Raw genomic sequence first — 12,239 nt, 5'->3', positions numbered from 1 at the left:
CGCGCCAGCGAATTACCTACGGCTGATCGGCTTTCCGCGCCAGCTTCGACGGCCACCAGATCCGGCGGCCGACGTCCACGGTGAGGGCCGGGACCAGCAGCGAGCGCACCAGGAACGTGTCCAGCAGGACGCCGAACGCGACGATGAACGCGATCTGGGCGAGGAACAGGATCGGGATCACCGCCAGCGCCGAGAACGTCGCCGCCAGGACGACGCCGGCCGACGTGATCACGCCGCCGGTCAGCGACAACCCGCGTAAGGTGCCGGCGCGGGTGCCCCGGGCCAGTGCCTCCTCGCGGACGCGTGTCATCAGGAAGATGTTGTAGTCGATCCCCAGCGCCACCAGGAACACGAACCCGAACAACGGCACCACCGGGTCCGCCCCCGGGAAGCCGAAGAGGTGGTTGAACACCAGCGCCGACACGCCCATCGTCGCGGCGAACGACAGGACCACCGTCGCGATCAGCAGCAACGGCGCGAGCAGGGAGCGCAGCAGCAGGGCCAGCACGAGGAAGATCACCAGCAGCACGATCGGGATGATCAGCTCGCGGTCGTGCACCGACGTCTGCTGCGTGTCGAGCTGGATCGCCGTCGGGCCGCCGACCTTCGCGGCGGCGCCGGGTACCGCGTGCACGGCGTCGCGCAGCCGGCCGACGGTCGCGACCGCGGCTTCGGAGTCCGCCGGGTCGTTCAGCACGGACAGGATCTGCACCCGGCCGCCGACGACCTTGGGTTTCCCATCGGGGCCGGGCAACGGCAGCGACTGCGCCACACCGTCCACTTCGGACGCCGCGAGCACGGCGGGCAGCGCGCCGGCGTCGGCGATGGTGATCGCGGGCGCGCCGAGGCCGCCCGGGAAGTGCCGGCCGAGGACGTCCTGCCCAGTGCCGGACTCGACCTGGGTGAGGAAGACGTCCGACTGGGCGGTGCCGGACGCCTTGAGCTGCGGCAGGAACGCGACGCCGATGCCGAGCACGAGCGCCGTCACCACCCACACCGCGCGCGGCCGCTTGCCGACCAGGCCGGCCACCCGGCCCCAGATCCCGGCGGTCTCCGGGTGCGGCGAGCCGAGCGCGGGCTTGAACGGCCAGAACGCGCCGCGGCCGCAGAGCGCGAGCACGGCGGGCAGGAACGTCGTCGACGCCAGCAGCGCGGCGCCGATGCCGATCGCCGCGACCGGGCCGAGCCCCTTGTTGGAGTTCAGGTCGCTGAACAGCAGGCACAGCACGCCGAGGACGACGGTGCCCGCCGACGCGGCGATCGGTTCGAGCGTGGCGCGCCACGCGATCCGCAGCGCGTCGAACCGGCTCGGCGTGTCGCGCAGCTGCTCGCGGAAGCGCGCGACGGTCAGCAGGGCGTAGTCGGTCGCCGCGCCGAACACGAGGATCGAGAGGATGCCCTGGCTCTGGCCGTTGAGCGCGAGGACGTCGTTCTTCGCCAGCAGGTAGACCACGAGGCTCGCGAGCCCGAGCGCGAACACCGCCGAGAGCAGCACCAGGAACGGCAGCAGCGGGCTGCGGTAGACGACGATGAGGATCAAGGCGACCACGCCGCCGGCGACGAGCAGCAGGATGCCGTCGATCCCGCCGAACGCCGTGACCAGGTCCGCGACCTGCCCGGCCGGGCCGGTGACCAGCACGGTCAGGCCGTCCGGCGCGCCCGTGAGCTGAGCGCGGACCTCCTTGACGACGTCGGCGGGGTTGCCGTCGGCGAGGATCGGCACGGCCAGCTGCACGGCCTGGTCGTCGCGCGGCGCGTTCTGGGGCTTCCCCAGCGGCCCGACGACACCGGGGACGGTGCCCAGCTGCTGGGCCTTGGCCTCGAGGAACCGGCGGTCTTCGCCGGTCAGGCCGCTCGTGCGTTCGGCGACGACGGTGGCGGGCAGCACCTGGCGCGAGGTGAACGCCTTCTGCTCGCCGGACACTTCGGTGGCCTCGGCCGAGGCGGGCAGGAAGGCGGCGTTGTCGTTCTTCGCGACTTCGCTGAGCTTCCCGGCGAACGGCCCGCCGAACCCGCCGATCGCGAGCCAGGCGATCACCAGGAGGGCCGGGATCAGCCAGCGAAGACGGCGTGGAGCGGTCTCGTTCATGGTCGCTAAGGTCCTTTCGAGCGCGAACACGCCCAATTGTTCAGCAGGCTGAACATTCTGCACGACGGCACGGAGTGACGGTGAGCACAGCCCCCGAACCGGACCTGAGCACGTGGCCGACCGGCCGCCTGCTGGCTGTCGCCGCGCGGCTGGTCGAGCAGCGCTGGGTCGCCGTGCTCGACGGCCTGGGCCTCACCCACGCGGGGCTGATCGCGCTGCACACCCTGCGCGAGGGGCCGCTCCCCCAGCGAGCCCTGGCCCGGCGCTGCCAGGTGACCGACCAGACGATGAGCCGCACCCTCGACCGGCTCGCCAAGGCCGGCTTCGTCACGCGCACACCGGACCCGGCCGACGCCCGCCGCCACCTCGCGCGGCTGACCTCGCCCGGGCGCGCCGTCCACGAACAGGCCGTGCGCGCCGAACGCGAAGACCCCGCCCTGCTCGGCGGCCTCGGGGACGACGACGCGTTCCGCGCGCGGCTGCTCTCTTTGATCGGCGGTTTGTCGGCGGGGGGTTCAGATCACCCGGGGCTGGGTAACTGAGCAGGCATGTGGATCGCGGTGAGCACACCAGTGGCCCTGTTGATCGCAACCGTGCTGATGGAGCGGTTCGAGCGACGATGCACCCTCGTGCCCGCCGCGAAAGCCGAACGACCACCGGTCGGCAGCTGACCTCGGTTTCCCTTGCGGCCTGGCACTTTCCCGGTGGAAGTGCCAGGCCTTTCACGTGCGCGCCATTCACCCGTTCGAGTGATCCACATCGCGCCGAGAACCTCCGCCCCCTCCCCGCACGACTTACGGGGTGGATCCGGCGATACCGGATCCGGGGAGGAGATCACCATGCGCGGCACCACGAAGCCGACCCGCACCCTGCTCGGCCTGGCCCTCGCGGCCGGGCTGATCACGGCCACGAGCATCGGGATCGCCGGCGGCGCGTCGGCCGATTCCGGCACCACGGAGGGGAAAACCATGAGCAGCACAGCCCAGCAGCCGCCGAAGGGCGCGCGCGCCACCGTCCAGGTGAGCCCGAACCCGACCACCCGGCGCGGCGAAGAGGTGACCATCACCGGGAACTGCGGGGGCGGCACCGGCCTGAAGTCCGTACTCGGGGGCTTTCCGGAGCACCCCGTCCTGGAGAACATCCGGATCCTGAAGTCCGGGCCGGACGAATTCGAGGCCAAGGCCACGCTTTCCGAACAGATCGGGAACGGTGTCGGGCCCGTTTTTGTCGACTGCGGCGGTGAGGCGGGGGTGACCTTGCTGGTCACGCACGTCTGAGCGGGCGAACGGCCCGCTCACCGGCACCCGGGGTTCCGGTGGGCGGGCCACTCCGAATACGCCCGGCTCAGCAGTTCTTCCACGCGAAGTGGTAAACCGTGTCGACGCTCGCGTGTTCGGAATCCATTTCGATGAAACTGGCCCCCGAGGACGTTCCGGCGTCCGCCCGCAGTTCCGCGTTGATGTTGAGGTTGCGGTCTTCACCGCACGGCGCGAACACCAGCGCGGCGACGTCGGTGGTGTCCGTCGCGCGCCACTGGCCGTGGAACGGGCCGGGGAAGGTGTGGCGCACCCGCGCGGTCGGCGACGTCCCGGCGAAGTAGTAGTTCGCCTGCTCCAGCGCGCTCGCCCCGCTCTCGATGTGCGCGAACCCGCGGTACTCCGCCTCCGCGATCGCGTACGTGAATCCTTGCGGCACATGGACGAGCACGTTGATCTGGCAGTTCTTCCGGGCGTCGAGAGCGGGAGCGCCACCGCCGGCCTTGGCCGTGAAGTTCGAGTAGCGCACCGAGAAGGACGTGTTGTCGGAGGCGACGTCCGCCGACGCGGTCGCCGTACCGGCCGGGCAGCCCGAACCGTTGATGGTCTTGATGTCGAGCGTGATCTTTTCGGTCGGCACCGGGTTCACCGACGAATCGGCGGGTGCGGCGAGCAGGGACAGAATCGTTACGGCGACGACCGACATACCGAGCATGACGCTCCTCCAAATGGGCCACGATGCCTTGTGATCACGATGATCGCTCGCGGAACGGATCGTAGCGCGATCGCAAACCGCCCGAGGGTCACTGAACGGAGTAACACCACGAGAAAAGTACGGGAAATGGATTTCCCGTACTTTCGCCGGCAATAGTTGATTATTCGAAGAATCGATGGCGCTACTGGACTGGACCAGTATTCCGCCGGAGCGAATACGGGGGTGTCGCGCCCGCGAGCAACGTTTCGGCGTCGAGTGTCACGGCCGTGCTCGCCCGCTCGCCGAACCGCCGGGCCACCAGCGCCCCCGGCTCGCCGACGCGGTCCGCCCGCCCGGACAGGAAGGCCCACTCGTGCTCGTCGGAGCCGAAGTACAGCACGGTCCCGAACACCTCGCGGAACCGCCGCCACGACGCGACCAGCGTCTCGTTGCGCCACAGCGTCGGGCAGCCCGCCTGGCAGGTCACCACTCCGCCGGGCGCCAGCAGCCGCGCGCAGCGGCTGAGGAAGTCCGTGCCGTACAAGCGGTTGTGCTGCGCGTCCGGGTCGGTGTTCTCGTCCGGCAGGTCGATCACGACGACGTCGTAGGTGTCACCACGCTCTTCCGCGGCGGCCAGGAACGCCCAGCCGTCCTCATAGGACAGCCGGACCGGCCCGGCTCCGCGTTCGGCGTCGGCGAGGGCGGCCGTCGTGTAGCCGTAGGGCAGGTGCTCGGCGCAGGCGCGGACGGCCTGCTCGTCGATGTCGACGTGGTCGACGACCTCGGCGCCGGCGGCCAGCGCCAGCTCGCAGGCGACACCTTCGCTGGAGCCGATCACGAGCACCCGGCGCACCTCGTCGGCGAGCAGGAGCGCGGGCACCATCAGCGCCTCGTGGTAGAGGAGCTGGCTCGCTTCGGTGCTCTGGCGCTCGTTGTCGCAGAACAGCGAAACGCCCTGCGCGGTACGCCCGATCAGCACCTCCTGGTAGGCCGTGCGCGCGTGGAACACGACGCCTTCGACCTCCCAGACGCGGGTCAGGCCGGAGCCGAGCGGTTCGTGGATCGCGGTCATCAGGCTTCTCCCCGGCGGAGGACGGTCAGGTGGATCGAGGCGGCGTCCAGCGACTTGGCCAGCAGGCGCACCGCGTGTTCGGGGTCGGCGCGCTCGCCGCAGGTGAACACGTCGGCGAACAGCGACCCGTGTTCGGGGTAGGTGTGCACGGACGCGTGGGACTCGGCGAGCAACGCGATGACGGTGGCGCCCTGCGGCGCGAAGCTCTTGGCGACGACGTCGACGACCGTCGCGCCCGCCTCCGTCACCGCGGCGCGGAGCAGCTCCCCCAGCTTCGGGGCGTCGTCGAGCAGGCCCGGGTCGACGCCGTGCAGCTCGGCCAGGACGTGCCACCCGGAGAACCGGCCGATTTCAGGCATCTCCCCACTTCCCCAGGCAGTAGGTCCGCAGCGGCTCGATCCCGTTGAACTCCACGGAGGCGTACGACGCGGTGTAGGCGCCGGTCCCGGGCAGGTCGAGGCGGTCACCGGCGCGCAGCGACAGCGGCAGCTCGTACGGCGTCCGCCGGTAGAGGACGTCGTCGCCGTCGCAGGTCGGCCCGGCGAGCACCACCGGCCCGGCGGGCCCGGCGGGCGTCTCGACCGGCTCGAACCGGTAGGCGATCGCCTCATTCTCGGCCTCGGCGAGGCCGTTGTAGCGGCCGATGTCGAGGTACACCCAGCGCCGCTCGCCGCGGTCCGCGACCAGGACGACCTCGGTGCGCAGCAGGCCGGCGTCGGCGACGAGCACCCGGCCGGGTTCGAGCAGCAGCTCCGGCCGGCCGTCGGGGAAGTGTGTGCCGAGGGCCGACTCGATCGTCGCGGCGTAGGCGGCCAGCGACGGGACGCCGGTGCGGTGGGCCGTCGCGAAACCGCCGCCCAGGTTGAGCCGCGTCATCCCCACGCCCTGGGCCGCGGCCTCGGAGAACAGCTTCGCCGCCGTGGCGATCCCGATCTCCCAGGCACCGAGGGCGGGCTGCTGCGAGCCGACGTGGAACGCGATCCCGGGCCGCAGCCCCAGCGCGGCGGCGCGCAGCACCAGGTCGAGGGCCTCGGCCGGGTCGCAGCCGAACTTGCGGCCGAACGGCGTCACCGAGTCCGGCGCGTCGAGCACCACGCGGATCGACACCGCGCAGCCCGGCGCGTACCGGCCGAGGTGGTCGACGTCGGTCGCGGCGTCCGAGGTGAACTCGCGGACCCCGCGGTCGTGGGCGAAGGCGATGTCCCGGGGTTTCTTGATCGGGTTCCCGTAGGCGAGGCCGGCCGGCTCGGCGCCGCGCTCGAGGCACCGCGCGACCTCGGCGGGCCCGGCGACGTCGAAGCCGATCCCGGCCGCCACCAGCGCGTCGAGCACCGGCGGGGCCGGGTTGGCCTTGACCGCGTAGCGGATCAGCGCGCCGGGGAACGCCGCGCGGAACTCCGCCGCCCGGGCCCCGACGACGTCGGTGTCGACGACGAGGCACGGGGTCGGCGGATCCCGCTCGTCGAGGAACCGGCGGATCCGGGTGAAGTCGGCGCACACCTCGCCAGTCTTGCAAACGGTGTCAGACGAACCGCCACAGGTGGTCCGGGGAGCCGTTGTCGTCCCACTGCGTCACCTGCGCGCCGTCGGCCGTGGACTGCTGGTCGACCGCCATGACCTTGCCGCTGCGGACGTTGACGATCTTCGACCAGCCGCCGCCGGCGTCGGCGATCCGCCAGTTGTGGTCCGGGGTGCCGTTGTCCTGGTACTGCTGCACGTGCGCGCCGTTGTCGAGACTCTGGTCGTGCACGGCCAGGATCTTGCCGCTGTTGCGGTTGACGATCCGGACCGTGCCGTCGCCGTTGTCGACCACCGCCCACAGGTGGTCGGCGCTGCCGTTGTCCGACCACTGCGTGACCTCGGCGGTGTCGGCCAGGGACATGTTCGACACCGCGAGGACCTTGCCCGACCGCTGGTTCTGGAGCTTGCGCCAGAGGGTCGTGGACCCGGCGGGCCGGGTCAGCAGCGCCAGGTAACCGCCGGCGACCGGGCGGGCCTGGAAGCCGCGCTGGGTCGCGTCGGCAACGACGTACCAGTCGGTGAAGGGCACGCGTTGCGGTGTCGTGTTCGCGAAGCTGTAGACGCCTTCGACCAGGGTGTTCCGGATGTTCGGCTGGTCGGTGAGCCAGGCCGCGGTCCACAGCTCCCAGTCGGCCTTGGTGTAGTTGTTGCGCGGGTCGAGCAGCACGCCGTGGGCACTCGCGCGGGCCTGGTACCAGGCCGCCTCCTGGGCGGCGACACCCAGCGGGACCAGGTCGAGGCCGAGCACCCGGTCGGCGAAGCCGTTGTACTTCAGGCTCCACGTGCCGGGCTGATCGTAGGCGAGCTTCAGGTGCTGGTTCGACGTGTCCTGCGCGAGCGTCACCCACTGGCTGACGTAGCTGCGCGAGACCGACCGGTACCGCTGGGCGTCGGCCGTGTTGCCGGTGACGCTCGCGATGACGCCCATCGCGCCGACGCCGATGATGCCCTTGAGCGCGAGGTTGGCGCTGTGGGCGATGAACCCGGTGAAGTCGTCGGTCTGGTTCTGGAAGCCCGGGTCGAGGGTGTTGCCGACGAGGTACTCGGCCCACTGCCGCAGGATCCGGTAGTGGGTGGTGGCGAACGCGCTCGCCTCCGCCGCCGGGAGCCGCTGGATCAGCGCGGCGGCCATGATCAGCATGTTGGCCGACTCCTCGACCGGCATGCTCTCCTCGTTGCCGTCGTTGTGCCCGGTCGCGTCCGGGTAGTGGGTGCCGACGTCGTGCTCGGCGAACTGCATCGGCCAGCCGCCGTGCTCGGGGTAGTCGAGCAGCGGCTCCAGGATCAGCCGCAGGTAGGCCGGGGACAGGTAGAGGTAGGCCGGGAACGCCGGGTAGGTGACGTCCACTGTGGACATGTTGCCGCTGGAGGAGATCTCCTTGAGGAACGCCCACGGCGAGCCGCCGCGGTCGACCAGCTCGGTGCCGCCGAACGCCTGGCGCAGGGCCAGCGCGCAGATCGCGGCGTAGTGCTCGCCGGCGGTCCCGCCGCCGGCCGCGGCCACGGCGTCGTCGTGCAGGCGCTGGTCGATGGTGGTCGCGGCCGACAGCGCGGCGGCGTAGTCGCCCGCGAACCACACGGCCATGTCCTGCCAGCTGCCCCAGTAGTGCGTCCACCAGGGCTTCAGCTCCGCGCCGAGGTACCGCACCGCCGGCGTGCGGACGTGGCCGATCGAGAGCGTGAACGGCGCCGACGTGCCGCCGGCCGCGATCGTCCCGAGGTTCTTGTTGAACGCCAGCACCGGCCAGCGGTCGTTGATCGCGCGCGGCTGCGCGGTGTCGCTGGTACCGGGCAGGGCGCCTTGCCCGGCCGAGGCGGCGCGCACGACGGTGTCCTGGCCGATCTGCCACGTCGTCCCGGCGGTCGGCGCCGCGAGCACCAGGGAGCCCCAGCTGGCCTGTTCGCCGTTCTCCTGGAGCACACCGGGACCGGCCGGGGCGCAGCTCAGCAGGGTCTGGCCGCCGGCCTGCTGCTGCGTCCAGGTCACCGGGGTCGCGGTGTTGCCGTGCACCCACTCGGCCGAGGTGTCGAAGTGCAGGTCGACGGCGTGGGCGCGGCCGTCGGTGCTGGTGGCCCGGATGGTCACGTAGCCGAACGGCACGGACTGGCGTTGCAGGTTCGCCGGGTCGACGGGCGAGAAGAACGTGACGGTCAGGTTCACCCCGCCGCCGCCGAGGACGTAGGTCGAGCGGGTGCCGGTGACCTGCAGGCTCACCTGCGTCATCGGGGTCAGCGCGGGCCCGGACGGCAGGGCGGGCGAGCCGGCGAAGACGTAGGCCACGCCGTCGATGCGGGCGAGGCCGCACAGCGCGGTGGTGTGCCCGTTCCAGAAGCCCGCCCAGGTACCGGGCAGGTTGTCGGACGGCTGCCAGGTGGACAGGTACGGCGAGCGGACGATCAGCGGCGTGGCGGGCGGCCGGATCGGGCTGAAGGTGCCCGCGGCCGACGCCGTGCCGGGCAGCCACAGGGCGGCGGCGACCGCGGCGGCCGTCCCGCCGGCGAGCCGCAGGAGGTCGCGGCGGGTCAGGTGATCGCGTTCACGGGAGGACATCGGTGGCCCCTTCTACGGCTTACGAACCGGAGCGACGAACAGCGCAGGGACACTTTTACATCGTTGGTACAACGTTGTAAATCCGCCGATGGTCGGCGGGGGCCGTTGCGCCGGGTGCCGACCGGACCACGCTGCGCACCGGTCCGGTGCCGCCGGCAGGCGGTCTGCGGGTACGCCGACGTGGGCCGATCCGTGGATCGCCCGCGCCGCCGGGCACCCGGACGTCACCGTCGGACGGCTCTCCCCGGGCGGTCCGGTCTGGCCGGGTTCCTGTCCGCTCCGGGGGCCGCGCCGAGCCGCCCTCGTGCCGGTGCGTCCCGAGGCGGGCCGCTCAGGGCGCGACGCTCACCCGCGGGTGCAGGGGCAGGCTTTCCAGCCCTTCGACGTCGAGCACCAGGAACCAGTGCGCGTTGGCCGGGATGTGGATCTTGAACATCGGCGCGGTCGCCACCCCGCCGTGCATCCGGTAGAACTGCCGGCGCCGGTAAGCCTCGAAGTTGACCGCCGTCAGGAGCCGGACGTTCGCCATGGCGGCCAGCCGCACGGTGACCACCGCGTCTCTTCGAACCTTCCCCAGGTCGAACACCTTCGGTTGCATTGTCCGTCCCTCTTCCACAGATGTGGTTGACCCGGTTGTCCACGGTTTCCGAAGCGATCGGACGCGCCGCATTCGAGCCCGCGCCACCGGGAACAACCGATTCCGGGCGCGAAACAGCGGCAAAAACGGAGTTGGCCACACCCCGGCGAACCGGCTCCACGCGCCGCACCGGAGCCGCCTGGGCGTGGCCCGATACCCGCCAGGACAACAGCCACCACGCCGTCATCGCGCCACGACCACTACGCGGCGTACGGCGTTGCCCGGTGGCGCCACGGTGCGTGCCCAGGTCACGGTCGGCGAACCTCCAGATGCGGGAGCAGATCTGGACGTACCCACCCAGGCGAGCCGCCACACGGCAGCTGCGCGCCACCGGGCGCTTCCACTCGTCCGGCCCAGTTCTTTCGTGTCGGCGAAGCTCGGTAAACCCGCCAACCGGCCGAGCCCGCTCCGTCAGGCGCAGGCCCGTCAGGGTTCCTGTCGCCGGGATTCCGCCAGCGACCCCAGGGCGAGGACGCCGTGCTGCAACCCCTCACGGAACGTCGTGCGCTGGCCCGGGCTCAGGTCGGCGAGCAGTTCCCGCTCGACCTCCCCCACCGCGGGCGCGCAGTCGGCGAGCAGGGCCCGCCCGGTGCCGGTGAGGCTGGCCAGCAGGACACGCTTGTTGTCCGCCTTGGGCGTCCGCTCGATCAGTTCGCGCTTCTCCAGCGCCAGCACCATTTCGTGCATCGTCTGCGGCCGCAGGAACGACCGGCGCGCGAGCTGCGCCGAGGACAGCGGGCCGCTCACCTCCAGCACGGTGAGCGCGGTGTACTGCAGCGTGGTGAGCCCCAGCTCTCTCAGCGCGTCGTCGAGCAGCGCGCGGATGGCCAGTTCCAGCCGCTTGACCAGGTACAGGGTCAACGGCCCGCCGGTGGCGTGCTGCTCCGCGGAGGTGCTCACGCGCCCATCATGGCACTTCGGTGCGATCACGGCAGGCGGCGCGGCGGCTATGCTCCGATCATGGATCACGGTCGGCAGGCCCGCGTGCGCCAGGCGTTCGACACCTTCTTCGGGACACCCGGGCCGGCGCCCGCGAACCAGGTCCTCGACCTGTTCCGGCGGACCGCGGAAACCGTGCCCGCGTACCGGAAGTTCCTGCGGGACCACGGGATCACGCCGGAGTCGGTGACGACGCCGGCGGACTTCCGGCGGCTGCCCCTGGTGGACAAGGCGGGCTACCACCGGAAGTACCCGCTGCCCGAGCTGTGCCGTGACGGCACGTTCGCCGGCCTCGACATGATCGCCGTCTCCTCCGGATCCAGCGGGCACCCGACCATCTGGCCCCGCGCGCTGGAAGACGAGCTGCACGTGGCCCGCCGGTTCGAGCAGGTCATGGTCGACGGCTTCCACGCCGACGAGCGCGGCACGCTCGCCGTGGTCTGCTTCCCGCTCGGCACCTGGGTCGGCGGCCTGTTCACGACGGCGTGCGTGCGCCACCTCGCGGCCAAGGGCTGCCCGATCACGGTCGTGGCGCCGGGCAACAACAAGGCCGAGATCCTGCGGGTGCTGCCCGAACTGGCGCCGCACTTCGAGCAGGTGGTGCTGCTCGGTTATCCGCCGTTCGTCAAGGACGTCGTCGACACCGGCGTCGCCGAAGGCATCGACTGGCGCGCGTACGCGATCAAGCTCGTCCTGGCCGGTGAGGTCTTCAGCGAGCAGTGGCGCGACCTCGTCGCGCAGCGGGCCGGGGTGGCCGACCCGGTCCGCGACATCGCGTCGCTGTACGGGACCGCCGACGCCGGCGTACTCGGCACGGAAACCCCGGTCTCGGTGGGCATCCGCCGGTTCTTCGCGGACCGGCCCGAGCTGGCGCGCGAAGTCTTCGGCGACGCGCGGCTCCCGACCCTGGTGCAGTACGACCCGGCGAGCCGGTTCTTCGAGGAGCACGACGGCACGCTGGTGTTCACCGCGGACGGCGGGATCCCGCTGATCCGCTACCACATCGCCGACGACGGCGGGGTCCTGCCGCACGCCGATCTGCTCGCTTACTGCGCCCGCCACGGCTTCACCCCGCCGGCCGGCCCGGACCTGCCGTTCGTGTACGTCTTCGGCCGGTCCCTGTTCACCGTGTCGTTCTTCGGCGCCAACGTCTACCCGGAGAACGTCACGGTCGGGCTGGAGCAGCCGGGCATCAGCGACACGGTGACCGGCAAGTTCGTCGTCGAGTCGGTCGAGGACGAGGACCGCGACCGGCGGTTGCGGATCACCGTCGAAACGGCGCCGGGCGCGACGGCGGACGCGGGCGCGATCGCGGAGTCCGTACGCGCGCAGCTGCTGCGGCTCAACAGCGAGTTCGCGCACTACGTCCCGGCCGAGCGGCAGCTGCCCGACGTGGAACTACGCGCGGCGGGCGACCCCGAGTACTTCCCGGTCGGGGTGAAGCACCGCTACACGCGGCCGTCCTGAGCGAAGCCCGTCG

The 12,239-nt window shown here is 71.5% G+C and carries 11 protein-coding genes; 3 read left to right on the top strand and 8 right to left on the bottom strand.

Features of this window, described 5'->3' with window-relative positions; all coding sequences use genetic code 11:
- Positions 1-16: 16 nt before the first annotated feature.
- Positions 17-2,089: an MMPL family transporter gene (locus OG494_RS11040; RefSeq protein ID WP_328454558.1), complete on the bottom strand. Its 2,073-nt coding sequence runs from the start codon at positions 2,087-2,089 to the stop codon at positions 17-19.
- A gap of 74 nt (positions 2,090-2,163) precedes the next feature.
- On the opposite strand from OG494_RS11040, the gene OG494_RS11035 reads away from it, so the two are divergent.
- Both OG494_RS11035 and OG494_RS11030 read left to right on the top strand, forming a co-directional pair.
- The gene (locus OG494_RS11035; protein WP_328454557.1) at positions 2,164-2,631 is read left to right on the top strand and encodes a MarR family winged helix-turn-helix transcriptional regulator; all 468 of its coding nucleotides are present in this window, start codon (positions 2,164-2,166) and stop codon (positions 2,629-2,631) included.
- Between the two features lie 297 nt (positions 2,632-2,928).
- Entirely contained in the window at positions 2,929-3,366 is a 438-nt protein-coding gene (locus OG494_RS11030; RefSeq protein ID WP_328454556.1) for a hypothetical protein, read from the top strand.
- Between the two features lie 67 nt (positions 3,367-3,433).
- Here OG494_RS11030 and OG494_RS11025 read toward each other — a convergent pair whose 3' ends face one another.
- From OG494_RS11025 to OG494_RS10995, 7 genes are all read right to left on the bottom strand, one after another.
- The gene (locus OG494_RS11025; protein WP_328454555.1) at positions 3,434-4,060 is read right to left on the bottom strand and encodes a DUF4360 domain-containing protein; all 627 of its coding nucleotides are present in this window, start codon (positions 4,058-4,060) and stop codon (positions 3,434-3,436) included.
- Positions 4,061-4,241: 181 nt separating this feature from the next.
- Positions 4,242-5,111: a spermidine synthase gene (locus OG494_RS11020; RefSeq protein ID WP_328454554.1), complete on the bottom strand. Its 870-nt coding sequence runs from the start codon at positions 5,109-5,111 to the stop codon at positions 4,242-4,244.
- A complete protein-coding gene (gene speD / locus OG494_RS11015; RefSeq protein ID WP_328454553.1) occupies positions 5,111-5,470 on the bottom strand; it encodes an adenosylmethionine decarboxylase in 360 nt (119 codons plus the stop codon). Before speD ends, OG494_RS11020 begins: the two co-directional genes overlap by 1 nt.
- The gene (locus OG494_RS11010) at positions 5,463-6,611 is read right to left on the bottom strand and encodes a type III PLP-dependent enzyme (protein ID WP_328454551.1); all 1,149 of its coding nucleotides are present in this window, start codon (positions 6,609-6,611) and stop codon (positions 5,463-5,465) included. Before OG494_RS11010 ends, speD begins: the two co-directional genes overlap by 8 nt.
- A gap of 22 nt (positions 6,612-6,633) precedes the next feature.
- A complete protein-coding gene (locus tag OG494_RS11005) occupies positions 6,634-9,183 on the bottom strand; it encodes a glutaminase domain-containing protein (protein ID WP_328454549.1) in 2,550 nt (849 codons plus the stop codon).
- A 331-nt stretch (positions 9,184-9,514) separates the two neighbouring features.
- Complete coding sequence (locus tag OG494_RS11000; protein WP_328454547.1) at positions 9,515-9,781, bottom strand: DUF1883 domain-containing protein; 267 nt, start codon at positions 9,779-9,781, stop codon at positions 9,515-9,517.
- 465 nt (positions 9,782-10,246) lie between these two features.
- On the bottom strand, positions 10,247-10,720 hold the full coding sequence (locus OG494_RS10995) for a MarR family winged helix-turn-helix transcriptional regulator (protein ID WP_328454545.1): 474 nt from the start codon (positions 10,718-10,720) through the stop codon (positions 10,247-10,249).
- A 60-nt stretch (positions 10,721-10,780) separates the two neighbouring features.
- On the opposite strand from OG494_RS10995, the gene OG494_RS10990 reads away from it, so the two are divergent.
- On the top strand, positions 10,781-12,226 hold the full coding sequence (locus OG494_RS10990) for a phenylacetate--CoA ligase family protein (RefSeq protein WP_328454543.1): 1,446 nt from the start codon (positions 10,781-10,783) through the stop codon (positions 12,224-12,226).
- Positions 12,227-12,239: the final 13 nt, after the last annotated feature.

This window comes from Amycolatopsis sp. NBC_00438 (genome assembly GCF_036026695.1).
Classification (GTDB): domain Bacteria; phylum Actinomycetota; class Actinomycetes; order Mycobacteriales; family Pseudonocardiaceae; genus Amycolatopsis.
The sequence above is the reverse complement of the archived record's forward strand: the minus strand, read 5'-3'. Positions and strand labels throughout refer to the sequence as shown.